Here is a 20734-nt window from a genome sequence, read left to right as displayed (position 1 = left end):
CTGAAAATGAATGCCATCGAACCCGTCAAACCGGCTTGAACCGGGGGAGCGCCGTATCGTCGCTGCCGTTGTGGAACACCACCTGTACGCGCTGTCCGATGTGCAGCGGCGCGGCGCCATACTCGACAATGTTGCTGAGCATGCGCACGCCCTCGTCGAGATCGATCAGGGCAAGGATGTAGCTCGGCGTCTCCCGATAGGCCCCCTCACCCTTGAAGACTTCGGTGAAGCTGTAGATCTGGCCAAGCCCCGATGCCTCCCGCCAATCCAGCTCGGAGCTGCCACAGGCATTGCAGACTGCCTTGGGATACCAAACCGCCTTGGCGCAGTGGCCGCAGAACGGCAAAAGCAGGATGCCTTTCCGCGCGCCTTTCCAGAACGGCTCGGTTTCCGGAAAGACCACCGGCACGGGAATGGGAAGAGTGTCCGTGTGTTGACTGTCGCTCATCATGCGTCCTCCTGCCCCAGCACCAGCGTGACGCTGGCATGGCGCGACATGCCGCCGCCGGTGCCGTGCGCCAGCGCAATGCTGCAGTTTTTGACCTGTGTGTTCGGATTGGCTTCGCCGCGCAGCTGGCGCACGGCTTCGATCGTTCGCACCATGCCGCCCTGATAGCCGGGATGGTTGTTGCAGAGGCCGCCGCCATCGGTGTTGATCGGCAGAATGCCATCCAGCCCCAGGGCGCCGCTGGCCACGAAGGCTCCGCCTTCGCCTTTGGCGCAGAAGCCGAGATCCTCCAGGGTCATGATGACCGTGATCGTGAACGAATCGTAGATCGACGCATATCGGATATCGAAAGGGCTGACGCCCGCTTCTGCGAAGGCGCGCGACCCGGAAAAAGCGGCCGCCGTGCTGGCGAAGTCGCTCGGCCCACTCCCCCCGTGCCGGATCGCCTCGCCATGGCCCAGGACCTTGACCCCCGGACGTTTCAAGCTTCGCGCCACGTCGGGCGCCGCCAGAACGAGAGCGCCGCCACCATCGGTGACCACGCAGCAATCCAGACGATGCAGCGGATCGGCGATTACAGGCGAATTGAGGACGTCGTCGATGGACACGCTCTTGCGCAACAGCGCATTCGGATTGTGCTGGGCATAGCCAGCCGCCGCGACCTTGACGGCGGCCATCTGTTCAGGCGTGGTGCCGTATTCATGCATGTGCCGACGGGCAGCCAGCGCATAGACGGCGGCATTGGTTTCGCCATAGACCGTCTCGAACGGAAATTCCGGGGTATCGGCCGTATGTTTGGCACCTCGAATGACACCCCGTACCTTCGCGCCCTGCGTGATCAGCGCGACCTTGCACTTTCCTGCGGCAATGGCGGCCGCAGCATGGCCGACATGTGCGATATAGGAGGAGCCGCCGGTGAAGGTGGAATCGATATAGCTAAGCTTCAGGCCGAGATATTCGGCCATCGAGATGCCGCCGAACCCGAGCTGGCCGGTGCTGAAATAACCGTCGACGTCCTGCAGCGAGAGCCCGGCATCTGTAAGCGCGCCAATCGCCGATTCGGCATGGATCTGCTGCACCGAATGATCCGGCAGATTGCGTCCCGGATGCTCGTATGCCCCCACAATGAAGGCCTTACCACGAATACTCATATCAAATGTCCTCAACGTCTTCAGACAGGCAAGCGCTTGGTGAACAGGCGACCAAATGCCTCGGGACTGTCCTGCAATCCGGCATGGCGCAGGCACCACCAGAGCATGGCCTGATTGCTGGTGACCACAGGCGCGCCGAGGTCACGCTCGAGATGGGGGATGATGTCGATGACGCGAATGGCGGTGCAGCTCAGGAAGTAGGCGTCGGCGCCGCAGTCCGCATTGTCCATCGTCCAGCGGTACCACTGACCCGGTTCCACGCTGGACATCGCCTTGCCTTCGACAAGATCCCGACCGACAGAGCGCACCACCTCGAAACCGTGGTGCTTAAGGAACGCGATCTCGCGCTCCACGACGGCCGATATATAGGGTGTGATGAGCCCGATCCGCTTCGCACCGAGAGCTTTGAGCGCGCCAATGACGGCGTCCGCCGTACTGGTCGCCGGCCGGGCCGCGACCTTTTCGATGCGCTCGCGAAGCACGTCCCCCATTGCCACGTCGAAGGTCGACACTGCGGTACAGTTGAAGACGATCCGATCCGCGCCTGCGTCGCACAACAGCGCGACGGCGCTTTCGACGTCACGGGTCATCCCCAGCAGATCCTCGCGGGTGCTGCCCGCGAGCTTGAGCCGGGTCGTCAGCAGCGAAACGCCCTCCGGCAGCATGCGTGTCACTTCCGGTTCGGCCACCGGATTGCTCGACGGCAACAGCATGCCCAAACTCAGGCGCCACCCATAGCCCTTCCCGACACCGGAATTGGTATCCGCACCTGCCATTTTCACTCCACAAAGACATATGCACCAGCTGGTGCATCAACGCGTTCATCTCTGATCGTGAAGGCGCCAGGAGCCAACTCCCGACTGGCACTCGTCCGCCTGGTGAATGGCCAAGGTGATACGCCAAGCCAACAATCGTCGGCCTTCAGCGCGCCGGCGCATCGAAATGCACCTCGATTGACAGAAGTTAAGTGAAGGCTCACTCTCTACATGGGAGGTGCAACATGACAGATAACATAAGGGCTTTGTCTCGTGGACTACGCTTGCTCGAGTTTCTGAGCGAAACCGGTGGCGCGACAAAACAGACGACGGTCGCGCATTTTGGGCTATCGCGACCAACGATCTATCGACTACTCGGGACGCTTGAGAAAAGCGGTCTCATCTCGCTTGGCAAGGACGGGGTGTATCGCCCGACCATCGCCACACGCGCCCTGAAAGAGGGGCTGACGGACGATGTGTGGGCGCTCTGGGCCGCCGAACCCATTCTGCTGGAACTGCAGAAGGAAGTGGTCTGGACCAGCGAAATCACCACCTTCGACACCTATAGCTGCTCAATGCTCAAGCGGGATACGACCCATTCGCTGAACCCGTTTCACATCAAGCTGCTGGATTTCGACGACAGCCATCGCTCGATGCTGACGAGTGCCTGCGGCCTCGCCTACCTGGCCTTCTGCCCGCAGCAGCAGCGCGTGCAGATTCTCGAACATCTCGGGCGCTTTGGCGATCATGTCGATCCCAACAGCCACTGCGGCGCCCATACCCGGGACATGATCGCCAAGATCCGCAGCGACGGCTACGCCGTCGAGCGGCGGAGCTCTTATCCGCAGATCGCAGCCATCGCCGCTCCCATTCGTCATGATGAGCGTGTGCTGGCCTGTCTGAGCATCATCTGGATCCCGAGTGCGGTGAAGATGCAAGACGGATTGGAGCGGTTCCTGCCGGCACTGCAGAGAGCGCAAGATGCCATTGAACAGAAGCTCAAGCGCGACGCCGCCGACCGGCGCGCCCCGGAGCCTGCCTTCAGGCCGGCGCAGCGTGGTCCGCAGCACGAGCACGCTTGAAAGACGGATCCGACCGATATGGTGCACGCAACCGCGCTTGAGGAACGGGTTGCGTGCACCGGTATGCTGCGACGGGTCGGCGCGTCCTGCGCCGACAGTCCCACGGGCAGAGGAGTGTAAGCCACGAGCGACAGAATTTTTGCATGTCATCGGCCATTGCCAAGGTCCGATACAGAATTGTACCGGTCACAGCGATACGCAGCGATGGTTGCAAAACGGCAGCATGGGTGCACAGGAGGGTGACATCCGATGCGCTTTCGGGCCGTTTTTTCAGCGTTTCGGCTGCGAATTGGGCACCGTCCGCCTGGTGTACCCACTTTCGGCAGACGACGCGTTATAAACACCGAGTGAATGCATGGGTCACGGCCCGTCAAAGCGGAGGCCTTAACGGTTTTCGGGAGGTTTGACAGGGTGGGACCAGGAGGCATGCCTTCGCAAAGAACGACGAAATGGGAGGAGGAAACCATGACTTACAAGAATATCAGGGCTCTTGAGCGCGGTATCGAGGTGCTGCAGTACCTCAACACGGTCAAAGGAGCGGCGCCGCCGGAAATTGCCGAACAGGTCAATCTTCCGCGTCCGACCGTTCATCGCATTCTCGAGACATTGAGCGAACTCAACCTGGTCTATCACAGCCAGCTCGGGGACGAGTATCGTCTGAGCTCCGGCGTGCAACGGCTGGCTGGCAACCGGACCGATGTCGGGCATGACTGGATCGATGAGATCGCCGTACCGGCCCTGCAGGATTTGACCTCGGAGGTCATCTGGCCATCGGACATCGCTGTTTGCCAGCGGTCGACCATGGTCATCCAGCGGACCACGCATCGCATCAGCCCCATGTCATGCGACGTGGGCATGGTCGGCCATCGGCGTTCCATGCTGCTGAGCCCGCTGGGTCGTGCCTATCTGAGCCACTGCCCGGATGACGAGCGCCAGGCGATTCTGTGCGCCCTCAGCAATTCCACCGATACCGATGATCGTCGCGCCCGCGACCGGGTGTTCATCGACGACATCATCGAGGCTGGCCGCCGCGATGGCGTCAGCGCCTGTGCGGAGCAACCGCATCCGCGATGTGCCAGTCTCGCCGCCCCTATTCGTCGCAATGGCAAGGTGCTCGCCTGCATGAATGTCATCTGGCGGGCCAACATGTTCACCATCGACGAAGCGATGCAGCACCTGCGTGAACCCTTGCTCGCGGCCAGGGACCGCATTGAGCACCAGCTGTGTGACAACACCGGCGTACCGGCACCGGACTCCCCCGTCTATTCGACGTTATACACCATGCGGACAGGCGGCTATGATCGCTTGCCCCACCGCCTGGCCCTTGCTTGATTGGTCCAATCATGGCGCGCTTTCGAGGCTCTCGCCTCGGCAGCGTCGCCTATTGGCTGACAGGAAGGACACAGCATGACCAAAACACTCGGATTTCTGGGCGCAGGCCGCCTTGCCCAAATGCTCGCACCAAAGGCGATCAACGGTGGCTGGCGGGTGATCCTGTCGAATTCCCGTGGACCCGAAACATTGACGGATCTGGTTTCGGCGCTCGGCCCGAATGCCAGCGCCGCCACCCCCCGTGACATGGTCCTGGCCGCCGACGTGATTATCCTGGCGACGCGCTGGCCGCAGACCGCCGAGGCCACGGCGGGCCTGCCCTGGGAAGGAAAGACCGTGGTCGACGCCACCAACAACCGGCTCGGCCCGAAGCCCGAAGACGTCATCGATATCGGTGGTGCGATCGCCAGTGAGATCGTTGCCGGCTATGTGCCCGGCGCTAACCTGGTGAAGGCCTTCAATCACGAACCGATCCCGGTCTTCGACAAGGCGCTTCCGCCGGCCGACGATGCAAGCGTGCTTTTCCTCGCCGGTTCGAATGCGAAAGCCAAGGACGACGTCGCGCAGCTGATCCGCGATTTGAACGCGACGCCGGTGGATCTGGGAGCCATAAACGAAGGTGGCTTGCTCTTCGCCATGGGCGGCCCGCTGGCCAACAAGTTCAAGCTCTATACGCCAACCGAAGCCGAAGCGGCGATCAAGGCAGCGCGGGACTGAGTTTCGCCTTGATCTAAACCGGGATCCCCATCGGCACAGCCGGATGGGGCCCCGCTCAGCATTGTGTGCGATTGGCGTGTCAACGGCGCTGACGCACGAATGGCCACCGATCACAATCGACTCCCCCAGCATGAACACCGTTGAGCGCCTTCCTTGAGCGCTTCGCTATCCCCCTATTCCCCTGTCGCATACCCGGTTCAGCCGAACGCAAGCACCGCGTCAAGCGCTCGGTGCAAATTGTCGATCGCCTGCTGCCCGGCCTGCACGTGCGCATCGACGGCAGAGGCTCCAATCCAATCCCGATCAGGCTCACGTCATTCCATGACCGTGCCAGTGTTGTGCCGCATGTCATGCCGCACTGCCGTGCCCCATGCGCGTGAATTTCGCACGCCTCATGTCGAATGGCATTTGCCGCCCCGACGGCTCAACCTCCATGCCTCATCACGCAACGGTTGCTGGCGCTGATCTTGGCGGCGGGACCCGGACCCCTCGTATAACAGACTGTTATTCCAAATATATTTAGAGCTTTAGCCAAATGCCGTACGCACGACGGACGCACTTTGCTTGATCCTTGTTCGTCTCAGACGGCGCTGACACCATGCAGGAATAGTTCAAACAAAGGAGCATCTACGTGGTCGCTACCAAGAAACTGAACGTGGTATCCGCCACGAAGACAAATCCAAATCGGATGGCCCCCCTGGCAAAGCCGGAACCCGATCTGACACCGGCACAGATCATCCAGCGCGCGATAGACCTGCGCCCGCTCCTTTTGGAAGACCAGGCCGCCGCCGAAGAACGGGGCACCTATTCTCCCGAGATGCACGAGCGGTTCCGCGAGGCCGGCTTCTATCGAATCCTGCAGCCCGCCATGTATGGCGGTTATGAATTCGATCTGACCGTCTTTTCGCGCGTCATCGTCGAGGTGGCGCGCGGCTGCCCCGGAACGGGCTGGTGTCTGTGCCTTGCGTCCGGTCACGCCCTCAACGCCGCCGCCCTGTTCGACAAGGACGGCCAGGACATCATTTTCGGCGATGACGGGGAATTTGCAGCCCCGGCCCGCGGCATCCCCGGCGGACTGGCCACGGAAACTGACGACGGCTGGATCATCGATGGAACCTGGGACTATTGCTCCGGTTCGCCCTATAGCACCCATGCCATCGTCGGGGTTCGCATCGCCGGTCCTGCGACCGGTGGGCCGCCCGAACTCGGGATCGCTATCGTGCCGAGGTCGGGCTGGGAGCTGATCGACAACTGGCGGGATTTCATCGGCATGCGCGCCAGCGGCTCGAACAGCATCCGCGTCGACAAGCAATGGATTCCAAAGCCCCTGCTGGTTCGCCAGAACTTCTTCGCCATCAATATCGACGGCGGTACCGAAGGGTACAAGCTGCACGGCAACTCGATGTATTCCGGCCGCATGTTCGGCTTTTTCCAGACGGAAATCACCTCGATCCTGGTCGGCGCCGGATTTGCGGCTCTGGACGAGTTCGAGCGGGTGATGGGCCTCAGGGCAGCGGCTCCGAAACTCGGGCCTCCGATGTCCGGTGCGGCCGACTTCCACCGCCCCTACGGCATTGCACTCGGCATGCTCGAGGCGGCTTCGAATGCGCTGGCCGCCGGTGCACGCTCCTATCTCGATTATTGCGAGCGCGGCGTGAAGGAACCGGCCTCCTATACGGAATTCGACGATCTTCGTATCCAGGCGGGTCTGCAGCATGCCGCGCGTCTGGTCGAAGACGCGGTCCAGATCCTCTACAGCGCGGCTGGCACCAGCATTTCGGCAAAGAACGGCTCACGGCTGCAGCGGTACTACCGCGACATCTCCATGGCACGCACCAATCCCGGCCTGCAGTTCGACCGTACGGCAATGCAGATGGCGGCCCGGAAGTTTCCAGAACGACCATAGAGGCATGCGGCGCGCCTGGGAGGGCGATGACGCCGGACGCACAGCGCATGAGACACTCATTGGGAGATGAACATGAACCACCAAGTTCGCACGCAGAGCGATGCGGGTACCGGGACCGACCCGGCCCCGTCTCCGGGTCAGACCGGAGCATCAAGACAACCGGCACAGGATTGCGCAAGGTCGGGCGCTCCCTGCACCGGAGCGTGTGAGGATAAAGCAGCATGCGCTGCCGCCTCCCCAGGTCCCCTGGCGACCGGCGCGTCCGGCCCTGCAAACCCCGTTCCGCCTGTTGTGTCGAGCACAGCAGGGGCCACTGTGATCGATCACAAGGCGGCCTTGAAATCGCAATTCCTGTCGGGCATGGGCCGGGTCGCGGCCCCCGTCTGCATCGTGGCAACCGACGGCCCGGCGGGACGCGCCGGCATCACGATCACCGCCATGAGCTCCGTCTCTGCCGATGGGGACCGACCGACCTTGCTGATCTGCCTCAACCAGTCGTCCCGCACGTGCCAGGCTCTCCAGGAAAACCGGCGATTCACGCTGAACGTGCTCAACGCGCGCAAGCACATCGCCACCGCAGACGCTTTCGCCGGCCGTTTCGGGACGTTCTTGCCGGATAAGTTCGAGATGGGCGACTGGATGACAGACCGCTTCGGCATCCCCGAGCTGAAAGAGGCGACGGCGGTGTTCCATTGTGAGGTTGCCTTCGCCCAGTCTGTCGGCACCCATATGGTCATCATCGCCGAAGTGGACGAGGCCGCGGAATCGGAAGGCGCGCGGGCACTCGTCTACTGTTGCCGTGAATATCGGTGCCCTTGACCGGCCCGTTGACTGTCGCAAGTCGCAAGGTTGCGGGGCTGTGATCGAGCCGTAGCTGATCACTCTGAAGATCCAAAACCACCAGCGGTCGGGGCGCGGTCCCTGACAGGTCCCTCGTCGACGGATGCATGTCCGTGCCGAGACGGGCCACCGACGACCGATCTTCCAAAACAGAAACGCGCACACACAACGTCGGGAGGACGCTCAATGCGCTTATGGACTGACTTACCCCTTGCTGCAGCAGCCTACAGCCTCGTCACTCTGGTGATGGCGGGCACGGCCGTATACGCACAGGAAACGCCGGATAAAGAGGCAGAAACCAGCCAAATTCCGCCCAACGTCGATCTGACGCAAACGTGTGGTGCCGCAGGACAAACACCCCGCCGTGGCCCCCCGACAACCGAAGACTGCCCAATCCCCGAACGGGTTGACAAAACGGCACGTCCCGGAGGGCCAAGAGGGCTCCCGCCGCCGCCCTTGAGCATGATCGTTCCAAGCCAGTCCTTCAATCTCGGGCCACCGCTCGGTGGGCCTGCGGCCATCGGCAATATCGACCCTATCTTTGTCATGCCGCCGGGCATGGTCGGCGAGCTGAAGCCGTCTCGGACGCTCCTCGGCTTCGGCGATCTGGCCGAGCCTCGGCCAGCTCCTGACGGTTTCAATCATAATGGGACAGAAATCCAAAGCATGGCAGGGTCCTATGGACGCTATCGTGCGACCGTCCAGACCGGCCAGTCGAACGAGAACTATTCCGCCTATTTTGCTGGAAGCACCATCAAGGATCCGAGCTGGCGCGATGACACCGACGGCCAACTGTCGGAGCTCTATGGCGACCTGGGCTGGCGAAACGAAACGACGAATCTGCACCTCACGTTAAGCGGCCTTGACGGCAGTTCATCGGGCGCAGGTCTGACACCCATCGAAATGCTTGCGGCCGATCGCGCAAGCTCCTTCATGTCGCCAAGTGGCGACGCCGACGAACGGTGGAAGTTGCAGCTGTCGGGCGAACACGAGATGGACAGCGGTTGGACCCTGAGCGGCAAAGCCTATGTCGGACACTCGTCACGGGAAAAGAGCTGGGCGGATGGAGAAACCCCGCAAGCCTGTGCAGACGATGCGACCACGCTCTGTGACATGATGGGCTCGCCGTATCGGGACCTGAGCGGAAATCGCTTCTCATTATATTCCGCGACGGGTCATTACGCCTCTCTCACCGAATACAGCGAGGAAACCGACACCTATGGCGGGTCCCTCGAGGCGCGAACCAGCGAACCGCTGATGGGACGGCCCAACGACTTCGTCATGGGGATCGCCCTCGATGGATCGTCGACCTCCAGTTTGGTGACGGAAAGCCTGGGCGAATATACGACCAGTCTCGACTATACGAACGACCAGGGGATCTATCAGTCGACATCCGCGGACCTGGATGCCCTTTATTTCTCGCTCTACGCCGCAGACCAGTACTCGGTGACCGATCGGTTGACGATCGGCGGCGCGCTGAGGTTCAATGTTTCCGATCTCGATCGCTACAACGCATCGATGACGAATGTGACCTACGACTATGACCTCAACGAACACAAGACATTCTACAGCCTCGATCCCTCGATCGGCTTTACCTACAAGTTGATGGACGATTTGGTGGCTTACGCCGGCTACAACCGCGAAAGCCGGGCCCCGACGCCATTTGGAACGATGTGCGGCAGCATGGCCTCAACCTGTGCGTTCGCCAACTTTCCTGCCGCGGACGAACCGCTTGATCAGACGCATTCGGACAATTTCGAAGTCGGCATTCGCGCCCAGAACACCGTATTCGGCGACACAACCTTGTCCTGGAATTTCCGGCTGTTTTCCCAGCAGACGGAGGACACCTATTGGCTCGTCTTGCGGGAAACACGACCGATGTTCAGCAATGTCGGAGATTCCTGGCGTCGCGGAATGCGCTTCAACGCCGCCCTGGCATCCGGCCCCTGGACCTTCGGCCTCGATTATATCCTGCAGAAATCGACGTTCGAAGAGACATTCTCCGTCTTCAGTTCGGACAATCCCTCTGCCGATGCCACAGGCCACATCACCGTTCCGGAAGGCTCGGAAATGCCAAACATCCCCAACCAGGTTTTGAGCCTGACAGCCGACTACGCCGTCAATGACCGGCTGAATGTCGGCGGCACGGTCACGGCGGTCAGCGGAAGCTATGCCCAGTTCGACGAGAACAATACGCTTGAGAAATCCGATCCCTATGCCCTTCTCTCCCTCAGTGCGCGCTACAAGCTCAGTGAAAACGCCGAGATCTTCGGTCTCGTCACCAACGTTTTCGACACGGACTACGAAGTGATGGGAGCACTGATGAAGGTCAACTCTGTTCCCGACTTAGGCCTCACCGATCCGTTGGGCTATATTCCCGGCGACCGTCGCGCCTTTTATGCCGGATTGCGGGTCACGTTCTGATGGCTTCGTCAACGCCGTCTGGAAAGGGAAGAAAGGCAGCACTCAACGGCCATGTCATGAGTGTCTCCACCCCGCAATCGACGTTCCACCACTCCTCCTGCCTGGAAAGACGCACCCATGACCGTATCCAAGATTGAAGACGCCATCCTCGCCATCGCACGCGGTGACATGGTCATCGTCGTTGACGATCAGGACCGCGAAAATGAAGGCGACCTCATCTTCGCATCGCAAGACGTGACGGCAGAAAAGATCGCCTTCATGATGAACAAGGCCCGCGGCCTGATCTGCGTGCCGATGGAGGGCAAACGCCTGGACGCCCTGGACATCCCGTTGATGGTGCCGAAAAACACCGATTCTCTCGGGACGGCCTTCACCGTCTCGGTGGACTATCTGCCCGGCACGACGACGGGGATCTCGGCCGCCGATCGTGCAGCAACCATCAAGGCGCTGATTGATCCGACAGCAGAGCCTGAAGACTTCTCGCGCCCCGGCCATATCTTCCCGCTGCGCGCCAACCCGTCCGGCATCCTGGGCCGGCCGGGGCATACGGAGGCTGCCATCGAGCTTTGTCGCCTGGCCGGAAAGGCGCCGTCCGGGGTCATCTGTGAAATCGCCAACGATGACGGCACCATGGCGCGCCTACCGGATTTGGAAGTGTTTGCCCGAAAGCATCACCTGCATCTCGTGACCATCGAGGATCTTATCGTCCATGTCAGTCGGGCGGCCCCTGTCTTTGCAAATGCAGCCGAAGACTTGGCCCTGCCCCTGGCGGCCGTGCCGCGGCAAGCATCGCAAAACTGCCGATTGAGCGGCTGATCGCTGTCGGCGCGTAACGATCTGGTCCCGTCAGACGACTGCAGCGGCGCTCATGGCAGGACCTGGAACAGTGTGGAATCACGGACCCGGTTCGGGTCACAATCGACCCTGGGACTTACACCACGGATACCCCGAGGGCCGTCTCGATGAAATTCAAGACAATCTTCGACTTTTCTTCGGCATGCCAGGCGACCAGCAGTTCGACCTCCGGTGGAATATCATCGAGGGGGCGATAGACGAGATAGGGGCTGGAATTGTGGGCAAGCCAGGCCGGCGCGATCGCCACGCCGACGCCGGCCGCGACCAGCGTTCCGATCGCCAGCGTGTGTGACACCTCCTGCACGATGACCGGATAGACCCCTGCCCGACGCAGCGCATCCATGATCGCGTGATAATAGCTTGCACCGACCAGCGGCGCATAGGTGATCAGCGGCTCGCCGGCAAAATCCTTGACGGTCAGGCTGCTCATCTGTGCCAGCCGGTGATCTCTCGGCAGAACCGCGACGAATCCCTCGTGCAGGATATGTTCGGTCTTCAGGAAACCGGCCGGGTTGGTCGGGCGGATGAAGGCGACCTGTATCTTGCCGCTTTGCAGCAGTTCCAGCTGTTTTGCCGTGCCGAGCACCTGCACATCGACCGTCATTGCCGGGTAACGCTTGCGGAATTCTCCAATGATCGGCGGCAGGACATGGGAGAGCGCCACATGCACGCCGCCGACGGACATCGTTCCGCTGTGCTCTCCGGAAATGGACCGGGTATGGGTCACGGCCCGGTCGATTCCGCCCAGAATCTCCTGGGCGTGGCGCAGGAAAATCTCGCCGGCCGGCGTCAGTTCAACCCGCCGGGTGGTCCGGCGAAACAGCGGCGTGCCGAGGCGCTCCTCGAGTTGACGGATCTGCTGGCTGAGCGGCGCCTGCGCCATACCGAGCCGGTCGGCGGCGCGGCTGAAATGCAACTCCTCCGCGACGCAGGTGAAATATTGAAGGTGCCGAAACTCGATGCCGTATTTCATATCTCATACATATCAATGAGGCCGTTATTTTGTAATAGATAATAACTTATTCCTGTGGTTAGTTTCAAAAAAAAGTCAAGAAAATGGGAACAGATGGAGCTTCGGCTCCCAAAAAAACGGGGCGTTTATGACGCGTTTCTGGTTGCTTAAGACACTGCGAACCGTTCTCACTCTTTGGTTCGTCGTGACCTTCACATTCGTCGTATTGCGGACATCGGGCGATCCCGTGACCGCACTTGTCGGCGCCGATGCCACAACGGAGGAAATCGAGCAGTTCCGGGAATTGTGGAGCCTCAACGATCCGCTCTGGATGCAATATATCCGCTACATCGTCCAGATGGCGACCGGCCAGTTCGGCATATCCTATCGCGACGGCCGGGAGGTCATCGACATCATCGCCGAGCGTGTGCCATGGACGCTGATGCTCGGGCTGTTTGCCTATGTCGGCGCCATCCTGATCGGCGTCCCGGCCGGAATTTTCGCCGCCATCAAGCGCGGCTCGGCCTTCGACAACCTGATCATGGCGACCGCCGTCTTCGGTTTCGCGTTGCCGAACTTCTTCCTCGGAATCCTGCTCATCCTGCTGTTTTCGCTGACCCTGCAATGGTTGCCCAGTTCCGGCACGGGCACCATATGGCACCTGATCATGCCCGCGCTGACGCTTGCCACCTTTACCGCGGGCACGCTCGCCCGCTTCACCCGGTCTGCCATGCTGGAAGTGCTCGACAAGCTCTATATCCGCGCCGCCGCCGCCAAGGGTGTCGGCTATTGGAAGCGCATCGTCTTCCATGCGCTGCCAAATGCCAGCATTCCGCTGGTGACCATCATCGGCCTCAATCTCGGCGAACTGATCGGCGGCGCCATCGTGGTCGAAACCGTCTTTGCCTGGCCGGGCGTCGGCCGCCTGATGGTGACAGCGGTATCATCCCGCGATCTGGCCGTGGTTCAGGGACTGGCCCTGGTCATGGCCGTCACCATGGTACTCGCCAACTTCGTCGTCGACCTGCTCTACGGCCTGCTCGACCCGCGCATTCGCGTCCGGAACTGAGGACAAGACAATGAAACGCATGTCCCCCGTCCTCGCCTTTGCGGTGGTCGTCCTTGCTGTCGCCGTGCTGGTTGCCATCGTCGGCAATGTCTTCACCGCCCATGGCATGTCACAGCAGAATCTTCTCGCCCGCCTAAAGCCACCAGCCTTCCTCGGCGGCAATCCCGATTTCCCGCTGGGAACCGACCGCATCGGCCGCGACATGGTCGCCCGCGTCATCGCCGGCCTTCAGATGTCGCTCTCCGTGGCGATGGCCGGCACGATCATCGGCGCGCTCTTCGGTTCGCTGATCGGCTTTCTCGCCGCCCATTTCCGCGGCTGGGTCGAGGAAGCGCTGATGATGCTGGTCGACTTCCAGGCCTCCCTGCCCTTCATCCTGATCGCATTGACGCTGCTTGCCTTCTTCGGCAACAGCATGACCCTGTTCGTCATCCTGATGGGTCTCTATGGCTGGGAGAAATATGCCCGCCTGTCGCGCGGCGTCGTGCTGTCGGCCGTCAGCCAGCCCTATGCCCAGGCGATCGTCGCCCTCGGGGCCGGTAACACTAGGCTTTACCTGAAACACGTGCTGCCGAATGTGGCCAGCGCCCTGATCGTTCAGGTCACCCTGACATTCCCGCAGATCATTCTGCTCGAAACCTCGCTGAGCTTTCTCGGCCTCGGCATCCAGGCGCCGCAGACCAGCCTTGGCCAGATCCTCGGCGACGGTCGCGACTACCTGTCGACCGCCTGGTGGATCTCGGTCTGGCCCGGGCTGGTGATCTTCCTCGTCACGCTGTCGATGAGCATCGTCGGCGACTGGCTGCGGGACAGGCTGGACCCCATGCTGCGCGCCCGCGCCGCATGAACAACACGGAAAGACGTCGCAGTTCAAATACGCAATTCAAAAGCTCAAAAAAGGAAGGTGGAACAATGTTTACCAGGCGTGAAATTGGAAATCTGATGCTGGGAGCCGGCGCCCTGTCCATGGTGGGCAGCCTGCCGAAGACCGCGCATGCGCAGGAACGGCCATCCCTGACGATTGCCGTCGACAATCTCTGGGCCAACATGGCGACCGTCAACGGCATCTCGACCACGTCGCGCCGCATCTTCCCGAACTTTTACGACACCCTCGTCGATCGCGACTACATCAATGACGAAAACGGCCTGATCTTCGCGCCGAAACTCGCCACCAAATGGGAACAGGCCGGCAATGTCTGGACCTTTACGCTGCGCGAGGGCGTGAAATTCCACGACGGCACGGAATTGACGGCGGAGGACGCGGTGTTCACCCTGTCGCCGGAGCGCCTGTGGGGGGAGAAGCCCTTCGAGCCGCGCGGCAAGACCTTCACCGCCGGCTTCAAGCGGGTCGAAGCGACCGGCAAATACACGTTCGAGATCGAGACCGAGCGGCCCGATCCCAACATTCCCAGCAAGCTGACCGGCTATATCGGCTTCGTCGTGCCGAAGAAATATTACCTGGAGGTCGGCGTCGATGCCTTTGGCCAGAAGCCGATCGGCACCGGTCCCTACAAGGTCACGACCTTCCGCTCCGGCGAAATCATGGTTCTCGATGCCTTCGACGACTACTGGGCCGGCCCGCCGCCGGTCAAGCAGATCTCGTGGAAGATCGTGCCCGAGTTTGCTGCCCGCATGGCCGGCCTGGTGTCCAAGGAGTTCGACTTCATCGTCAACATACCGACCGACCAGGAAGCATCCCTCGAGACCTACGAAGGCGTGACGCTGAAACGTGTCCTGGCCGACAATTATCCGGCCCTTGCCTTCAACACGCGGCCCGATCCGGAAGACAACCCGCTCGTCGATCCGAACCTGCGCTATGCCATGGTCCAGGCCATCGACATGAATGCCATCGTCCAGGCGCTGTTCAACGGTACGACCGAACATCCGCCCGTGCCCTTCAATTTCAAGGAATACGGCAAGTTCTACGATCCCGACCTGCCCGTAAAGCTCCCCTACGATGTGGCCGCAGCCAAGGCGCTGGTCGCCAAGACAAAATACAAGGGCGAGAAGCTGATCTGGCACATCACCCGCGGTTTCTATCCCAACTACGAAGCAGCAGCCGAAATCATGGTCGAGCAATGGCGCGAGATCGGCGTCAATGTGGAAGCGCAGATCCTCGACAATTTCGAGCTGGTCTACCGCCGCCCCTATCACATGATGAACATGTCGATGAGTTCGGATTTCATTCCGGGCGACCCCTACCAGCCGCTGTGGCTCGATTGGGGCCCGACCGCATCGCGCTCGACCGCCACCTGGAAAACCTGGGATCCGACGCCGGAATTCGTCGCGCTCGGCAAAAAATTCGAAGCGGAAACCGATTTCGAAGCGCGCAAGAAAGCCTATCTGGCCCTGTCCGAAGAATGGCAGCGGGTGACGCCCGGCTACTATCTCTGGAAGAGCGTCTACAATTGCGCCCATCGCGCCGGCATCCAGTTCAAATACAAGCCGAACGGTGAAATGCGCATCTACGGCGATTACTTCAAGTTCGTATGATGAACCCTACACGCAAGCATGCGCTGAAGGACATGACGTTCGCGGAATTCCGCGAACGTCTACCCGAACAGCCCGTCATCCTCCTGCCCTTCGGCAGTCACGAAGAACAGGGACCGCACGCCCCGATGGGCGACTTCATGCTGACCGAGGCGGTTGCGGCCAGGGTTGCGCAAGCATCCGACGCGATCGTCGCGCCGACCATGGCGTTCGGCTACGCGGACTTCTTCAAGACCATTGCGGGCGGCATCCAGTTCCGGCCGGCAACCTTCTCGGCGGTCGTCGAGGACATGGTGACCTCGTTCCTCGATCACGGTATCGAGCGCATCCTGATCCTCAACGGCCATACCAGCAACGCGCCGCTGCTCGACCAGACGCTGCGCCGCATCCGGGCGGAGCGCGGCGTCTCGATCGCCTTCATCAATCTGTGGCAGTCGATCCCCGATACGCTGTGGAAGGACCTGCACGGCGCCAAGGTCGCCGCAGCCCGCGGTCATGGCGGTGATCCGCTGACCTCCATCTATATGCACCTGTTTCCCGACCTGATGCGCATGGACCTGGCCAAACCCTCGGTGCGTGCCCGGGCCTTCGGCCTTGCCACCGGCGGCGTCAACAACGTGCAGTTCGAAGGCATGCCGGTGCATGTGCCGCTGAACTGCCACGAAGTGAATGCCGACGGCATGCTGGGCGGCGATACAGCACTCGCCAGCGCCGAGAAGGGTCAGAAAATGGTCGAGCATCTCGTCGGCTTCTGCGCCCGTTTCGTCGAGCATCTGCGCCATTGCGACATGCGGTCGGTGGACGCCTTTTCCCCTCAGCAAGCAAAGGCTGCATCATGAGCACCGAGCGCCTGTCGATCGATCATCTGAACGTCCCCCTGCCGAGCAGTGCCGACCGCCGGTTCGCCGTGGAAGACCTGTCACTGACGGTGAGCAAGGGCGAAATCCTCTGCATCGTCGGCGAATCCGGTTCCGGCAAGTCACTGACGGCGCTTGCCGCCATGGGGCTCCTTCCCGGCAATCTCGGCCGGCCGAGCGGCCAGGTGATGTTCGAGGGCATGGACCTGCTGACGCTCGATGAAAAGACCCGCCGCGGCATCACCGGCCGGCGCATCGCGATGATCTTCCAGGAGCCGACCGCGGCGCTCAATCCGATCTACCGGATCGGCGAACAGGTGTCCGAGACCTTTCGCATCCACACGACAATGTCCCAGGAGGAGATCAAGGCAAAGGTCATCGACCTGTTCACCGAGGTGCACCTGCCCCATCCCGAGCAGATCTACCATTCCTACCCGCATCAACTGTCGGGCGGACAATGCCAGCGCGTGATGATCGCCACGGCTTTGGCGCTGGACCCTTCCGTGCTGATTGCCGACGAGCCGACCACGGCACTCGACGTCACCACCCAGGCCCAGATCCTGAAATTGATGCTGGAACTGCGCGCCCGGCACGAGACCGGCATCATCTTCATCACCCACGATTTCGGCGTGGTGGCCGAGATCGCCGATCGGGTGGCCGTCATGCAGATGGGCAGGCTGATCGAGGTCGGCACCCGCGACGAGATCCTGAACCACCCGCGCGAGGCCTATACGCGCCGGCTTCTCGCAGCCGTGCCGACGCTTTCGCCCCGCAAGGCGCGTGAAGGGCTCGGCAATCCGGTCCTCGTCGCCAGCAACATCGTCAAGACCTTTACACGCTCGGGCGTGTTTGGCGGCGGGCGGACGGTCAAGGCGGTCGACAATGTCGACATCACCATTAGAACCGGCGAGACGCTGGGGCTGGTCGGCGAATCCGGATCCGGCAAGTCGACCCTGGCGCAATGCGTCATCCGGCTCGTGCAGCCCGAAAGCGGCGACATCGTCATTGCCGGCGGCGATTTCACGCGGCTCAGTGGCAAAGCGCTGCGGGAAGCGCGCCGCAAGGTCCAGATCGTCTTCCAGGATCCCTATACGGCGCTCGATCCGCGGCAGAAAGTCGGCGACGCCATCGCCGAGGGGCCGATCGTCCACGGTCTTGACCGCAAGGCGGCCATGGCACGGGCGCTCGACCTGCTCGAAGCCTGCGGTCTCGACCGTGCATCTGCGACGCGCTTCCCCCACGAGTTTTCCGGCGGCCAACGTCAGCGGATCTGCATTGCCAGAGCACTCGCGGTGGAACCCGACCTGCTGATCGCCGACGAATCCGTCTCGGCGCTCGATGTCTCCGTCCAGGCGCAGGTCCTCGACCTCTTGGCCAGCATGCAGAAGCGTCTCGGCTTCGGCATCCTGTTCATCACCCATGACCTGCGCGTCGCGAGCCAGATCTGCGACACCATCGCGGTGATGAAGAACGGCAAGATTATCGAGAGAGGCGACCCCGCCTCGCTGTTCGGTGACCCGAAGGAAACCTATACGCGCGAACTGCTGGCCGCCGTCCCCGGCAAGGGGTGGCAGCACGCGGCAATGACAACTGAGGCCGGGACCGTCACACCCCGGGAGGCAATGGAATGAAAAAATACCAGATCGGGTCAACGCCCAGCCAGGTCGATCCAGACCTGATCCGCCGGTTCGAAGGTGTCGAGGTCGCCACCATCGGCCATTTTCGTCACCGCGGCTTTATCCATCACTCTATTACACCCGTGGTCGAGCCCGGTCGGACGCTCGTCGGCACGGCCGTGACGGTTGCGATCCCGGCAACCGATTCCACCCTGCTGCACCATGCCGTCAGCGTCATCCGTCCCGGTGATTTCCTGATCGTCGATCGGCTGGGCGACCAGCGCCATGCCTGCATCGGCGGCGGCGTTACCTTTGCCATCAAGACGGCCGGCGCCATCGGCGTGGCGGTCGACGGCCCCTGCACCGATGTGGAGGAAATCATCGAGCTCGGCATGCCCTTCTGGGCCTCCGGCGTCTCGGGCATCACGACGCGATTGAACGATCTGGGCGGCTCGCTGAACCTGCCGGTCGCCTGCGGCAATGTCCCCGTGCTGCCGGGCGATCTGATCGTCGCCGATGCCAGCGGCATCGTCGTCATCCCCGTCGATGAGGCCGAGGAGGTTATTGTCGAGGCGATGGCGCGCCAGGCGCGTGCCGGCCGCAACAAGCACAAGATCGAAGCCGGCGAAAAGCTGGGCGATCTGTCGGGGGCAAGCCGCATGGTCGCTGCCGCCCTGGAGCCGAAATGATGCAGAACCCGCACTACGATCACCTGCGCGTCGAGCGCGGCATCTCCCGCAAGGTGGCCGGCGTCAGCCGCAACGGCGTCGTCACCTCGCAGCACTACGCGGCGGCCGAGGCTGGCGCAGCTGTCCTGGCCGCCGGCGGCAATGCCGTCGATGCCGCAGTGACCGCCGCCTTCACCCTGCAGACCGTCGAGCCGTGGATGACCAGCCTTGCCGCCTGCGGCTACATGCTGATCGCCCAGCCGGACGGGACGGTCGAGGTCGTGGAATTCACCGGCCGCGTGCCCTCGTCCTTCGACCCGGACTTCTACCGGCCGGATCCGCAGATCAAGACCTTCATCGGCCACCCCGCCTCGATTGAAAACCGCAATGTGCAGGGCTTCACGGCCGCCTGCGTTCCCGGCTGCGTGCGCGGATTTGCCGAGGCGCTGACGCGTCACGGCACCATCGGCTTCGACCGCGCGCTCGAACCGGCCATTGCCCGCGCCCGCGCCGGCCTCAAGGTTGACTGGCACACGACGCTGGCGATCGCGCTGGCCGAACGCGACCTGGCCATGGATGCCGGCACAAACGCGATCTTCCTGCCCGGTGGCCATGTCCCGGAACCGGGTGTCACCCTGCCCCTGCAGCAGCTGGCAAGAACACTCGAGCAACTGGCGGAGGAAGGACCGGATGCGCTCTACGGCGGCGCCATTGGAGAAAGACTGGTGGCCGACCTGAGAGCGGGCGGCAGCCCGATCACGCTTGACGACCTGGTGGATTACGCGCCGCTCGTCTATCCGGCGCGGCAGATGGCGCTGCAGGGCAAGACGCTGCATGTGGCGGGCGAGACCAGCGCCGGACAGCGCCTGCTCGACGCACTTGGCCATTTCGACGCGGCGCGCGGCAAGGGTCCGGTCGATGCCGGCTTCTTCACCGCCATGGCGCAGGCGCTGTGGGACAGTTTCGGCGCCCATCGCCGCCGGTTGAACCCGGCCGAAACCACCAACAAGACCAGCACGACCCAGGTCAACGCCGTCGATGGCGAGGGCCGCATGGTGGCGATCACCTTCACGCTGCTCAACCGGTTCGGGGCCCGTGCCCTGTCACCCTCGACCGGCATCCTGCTCAACAATGGCATGTCCTGGTTCGACCCAACCCCCGGCCGCGCCAATTCGCTGACGCCCAAGGCCTATGCGCCGAGCAATATGTGCCCGGTGGCGATCACCGACGACGATGGGGTGTTTGCCGTCTATGGCGCGGCCGGCGGCAACCAGATCGTGCCGTCTCTGGCGCAATTGACGGGCATGATCCTGCATGCCGGCCTCGACGTGGAAGAGGCGATGAACACGCCGCGCATGACCACGGGGCCGCATGACGACGTCATCGTCAATGTCGACATGCCGGCGGACCAGATCGCCGCACTTGAGGCCATCGCCAAGGTCCGGCCGGCAGCCGCCGTCGTCTTTCCCCGCCCCTTTGCCGCCCCCGGCATGATCGGCCGGCGCGGCGATGCCTTCGTCGGCATGCCCGACATCACCTATCCGGCCGCCTTCGCCGCCACAGCCTGAACAG

The 20734-nt window shown here is 62.2% G+C and carries 18 protein-coding genes; 14 read left to right on the top strand and 4 right to left on the bottom strand.

Translation table 11 applies throughout. The annotated features are described in order from the left end of the window. Positions 1-25: 25 nt before the first annotated feature. From HGO38_RS02770 to HGO38_RS02760, 3 genes are read right to left on the bottom strand one after another with little or no spacing between them, the layout of a single operon-like run. Positions 26-448 carry a Zn-ribbon domain-containing OB-fold protein gene (locus HGO38_RS02770; protein ID WP_250954380.1) on the bottom strand — a complete coding sequence of 141 codons (423 nt, stop codon included), beginning with the start codon at positions 446-448 and terminating at the stop codon, positions 26-28. Beyond that, the gene (locus HGO38_RS02765) at positions 448-1599 is read right to left on the bottom strand and encodes a thiolase family protein (RefSeq protein ID WP_250954379.1); all 1152 of its coding nucleotides are present in this window, start codon (positions 1597-1599) and stop codon (positions 448-450) included. The genes HGO38_RS02770 and HGO38_RS02765 overlap by 1 nt, the downstream gene beginning before the upstream one ends. A gap of 20 nt (positions 1600-1619) precedes the next feature. Further along, the gene (locus tag HGO38_RS02760; protein WP_250954378.1) at positions 1620-2375 is read right to left on the bottom strand and encodes a maleate cis-trans isomerase family protein; all 756 of its coding nucleotides are present in this window, start codon (positions 2373-2375) and stop codon (positions 1620-1622) included. 224 nt (positions 2376-2599) lie between these two features. On the opposite strand from HGO38_RS02760, the gene HGO38_RS02755 reads away from it, so the two are divergent. From HGO38_RS02755 to ribB, 7 genes are all read left to right on the top strand, one after another. Then, positions 2600-3436, top strand: coding sequence for an IclR family transcriptional regulator domain-containing protein (locus HGO38_RS02755; RefSeq protein WP_250954377.1), 837 nt, complete (start codon positions 2600-2602; stop codon positions 3434-3436). A gap of 465 nt (positions 3437-3901) precedes the next feature. Next, on the top strand, positions 3902-4768 hold the full coding sequence (locus HGO38_RS02750) for a helix-turn-helix domain-containing protein (protein ID WP_250954376.1): 867 nt from the start codon (positions 3902-3904) through the stop codon (positions 4766-4768). A gap of 75 nt (positions 4769-4843) precedes the next feature. Then, complete coding sequence (locus tag HGO38_RS02745) at positions 4844-5485, top strand: NADPH-dependent F420 reductase (protein ID WP_250954375.1); 642 nt, start codon at positions 4844-4846, stop codon at positions 5483-5485. A 688-nt stretch (positions 5486-6173) separates the two neighbouring features. Further along, the gene (locus tag HGO38_RS02740; RefSeq protein WP_250954374.1) at positions 6174-7391 is read left to right on the top strand and encodes an acyl-CoA dehydrogenase family protein; all 1218 of its coding nucleotides are present in this window, start codon (positions 6174-6176) and stop codon (positions 7389-7391) included. 315 nt (positions 7392-7706) lie between these two features. Next, the gene (locus tag HGO38_RS02735; RefSeq protein WP_250954373.1) at positions 7707-8210 is read left to right on the top strand and encodes a flavin reductase family protein; all 504 of its coding nucleotides are present in this window, start codon (positions 7707-7709) and stop codon (positions 8208-8210) included. A gap of 483 nt (positions 8211-8693) precedes the next feature. Next, the gene (locus tag HGO38_RS02730) at positions 8694-10655 is read left to right on the top strand and encodes a TonB-dependent receptor domain-containing protein (protein WP_250954513.1); all 1962 of its coding nucleotides are present in this window, start codon (positions 8694-8696) and stop codon (positions 10653-10655) included. Between the two features lie 117 nt (positions 10656-10772). Continuing rightward, on the top strand, positions 10773-11471 hold the full coding sequence (gene ribB / locus HGO38_RS02725; protein WP_250954372.1) for a 3,4-dihydroxy-2-butanone-4-phosphate synthase: 699 nt from the start codon (positions 10773-10775) through the stop codon (positions 11469-11471). A gap of 115 nt (positions 11472-11586) precedes the next feature. Here the strand turns inward: ribB and HGO38_RS02720 are convergent, their stop codons facing one another. Further along, a complete protein-coding gene (locus tag HGO38_RS02720; RefSeq protein ID WP_250954371.1) occupies positions 11587-12483 on the bottom strand; it encodes a LysR substrate-binding domain-containing protein in 897 nt (298 codons plus the stop codon). Positions 12484-12610: 127 nt separating this feature from the next. On the opposite strand from HGO38_RS02720, the gene HGO38_RS02715 reads away from it, so the two are divergent. The 7 genes from HGO38_RS02715 (at position 12611) to HGO38_RS02685 (ending at position 20730) form a co-directional block, all read left to right on the top strand. Continuing rightward, on the top strand, positions 12611-13531 hold the full coding sequence (locus HGO38_RS02715; protein WP_250954370.1) for an ABC transporter permease: 921 nt from the start codon (positions 12611-12613) through the stop codon (positions 13529-13531). Between the two features lie 10 nt (positions 13532-13541). Then, entirely contained in the window at positions 13542-14378 is an 837-nt protein-coding gene (locus HGO38_RS02710) for an ABC transporter permease (protein WP_250954369.1), read from the top strand. 65 nt (positions 14379-14443) lie between these two features. Next, the gene (locus HGO38_RS02705) at positions 14444-16024 is read left to right on the top strand and encodes an ABC transporter substrate-binding protein (RefSeq protein ID WP_250954368.1); all 1581 of its coding nucleotides are present in this window, start codon (positions 14444-14446) and stop codon (positions 16022-16024) included. Further along, positions 16021-16860 carry a creatininase family protein gene (locus HGO38_RS02700; RefSeq protein WP_250954367.1) on the top strand — a complete coding sequence of 280 codons (840 nt, stop codon included), beginning with the start codon at positions 16021-16023 and terminating at the stop codon, positions 16858-16860. Before HGO38_RS02705 ends, HGO38_RS02700 begins: the two co-directional genes overlap by 4 nt. Continuing rightward, the gene (locus tag HGO38_RS02695) at positions 16857-18509 is read left to right on the top strand and encodes an ABC transporter ATP-binding protein (RefSeq protein ID WP_250954366.1); all 1653 of its coding nucleotides are present in this window, start codon (positions 16857-16859) and stop codon (positions 18507-18509) included. Before HGO38_RS02700 ends, HGO38_RS02695 begins: the two co-directional genes overlap by 4 nt. Next, positions 18506-19183, top strand: coding sequence for an RraA family protein (locus HGO38_RS02690; protein WP_250954365.1), 678 nt, complete (start codon positions 18506-18508; stop codon positions 19181-19183). The genes HGO38_RS02695 and HGO38_RS02690 overlap by 4 nt, the downstream gene beginning before the upstream one ends. Further along, positions 19180-20730, top strand: a complete 1551-nt coding sequence (locus HGO38_RS02685; RefSeq protein WP_250954364.1) for a gamma-glutamyltransferase — start codon at positions 19180-19182, stop codon at positions 20728-20730. The genes HGO38_RS02690 and HGO38_RS02685 overlap by 4 nt, the downstream gene beginning before the upstream one ends. The last annotated feature ends 4 nt before the right edge of the window (positions 20731-20734 follow it).

The organism is Rhizobium sp. CG5, assembly GCF_023701945.1.
Classification (GTDB): Bacteria; Pseudomonadota; Alphaproteobacteria; order Rhizobiales; family Rhizobiaceae; genus Allorhizobium.
Note: the sequence above shows the minus strand (reverse complement) of the source record. Positions and strands in the feature narration are given on the sequence as shown.

Coding starts and splice junctions, on each gene's coding strand:
- HGO38_RS02685 (WP_250954364.1), top strand. CDS start 19,180: ATGATGCAGAACCCGCACTACGATCACCTGCGCGTCGAGCGCGGCATC.
- HGO38_RS02700 (WP_250954367.1), top strand. CDS start 16,021: ATGATGAACCCTACACGCAAGCATGCGCTGAAGGACATGACGTTCGCG.
- HGO38_RS02730 (WP_250954513.1), top strand. CDS start 8,694: ATGATCGTTCCAAGCCAGTCCTTCAATCTCGGGCCACCGCTCGGTGGG.
- HGO38_RS02770 (WP_250954380.1), bottom strand. CDS start 448: ATGAGCGACAGTCAACACACGGACACTCTTCCCATTCCCGTGCCGGTG.
- HGO38_RS02760 (WP_250954378.1), bottom strand. CDS start 2,375: ATGGCAGGTGCGGATACCAATTCCGGTGTCGGGAAGGGCTATGGGTGG.
- HGO38_RS02695 (WP_250954366.1), top strand. CDS start 16,857: ATGAGCACCGAGCGCCTGTCGATCGATCATCTGAACGTCCCCCTGCCG.
- HGO38_RS02755 (WP_250954377.1), top strand. CDS start 2,600: ATGACAGATAACATAAGGGCTTTGTCTCGTGGACTACGCTTGCTCGAG.
- HGO38_RS02765 (WP_250954379.1), bottom strand. CDS start 1,599: ATGAGTATTCGTGGTAAGGCCTTCATTGTGGGGGCATACGAGCATCCG.
- HGO38_RS02740 (WP_250954374.1), top strand. CDS start 6,174: ATGGCCCCCCTGGCAAAGCCGGAACCCGATCTGACACCGGCACAGATC.
- HGO38_RS02745 (WP_250954375.1), top strand. CDS start 4,844: ATGACCAAAACACTCGGATTTCTGGGCGCAGGCCGCCTTGCCCAAATG.
- HGO38_RS02710 (WP_250954369.1), top strand. CDS start 13,542: ATGAAACGCATGTCCCCCGTCCTCGCCTTTGCGGTGGTCGTCCTTGCT.
- HGO38_RS02720 (WP_250954371.1), bottom strand. CDS start 12,483: ATGAAATACGGCATCGAGTTTCGGCACCTTCAATATTTCACCTGCGTC.
- ribB (WP_250954372.1), top strand. CDS start 10,773: ATGACCGTATCCAAGATTGAAGACGCCATCCTCGCCATCGCACGCGGT.
- HGO38_RS02690 (WP_250954365.1), top strand. CDS start 18,506: ATGAAAAAATACCAGATCGGGTCAACGCCCAGCCAGGTCGATCCAGAC.
- HGO38_RS02715 (WP_250954370.1), top strand. CDS start 12,611: ATGACGCGTTTCTGGTTGCTTAAGACACTGCGAACCGTTCTCACTCTT.
- HGO38_RS02750 (WP_250954376.1), top strand. CDS start 3,902: ATGACTTACAAGAATATCAGGGCTCTTGAGCGCGGTATCGAGGTGCTG.
- HGO38_RS02705 (WP_250954368.1), top strand. CDS start 14,444: ATGTTTACCAGGCGTGAAATTGGAAATCTGATGCTGGGAGCCGGCGCC.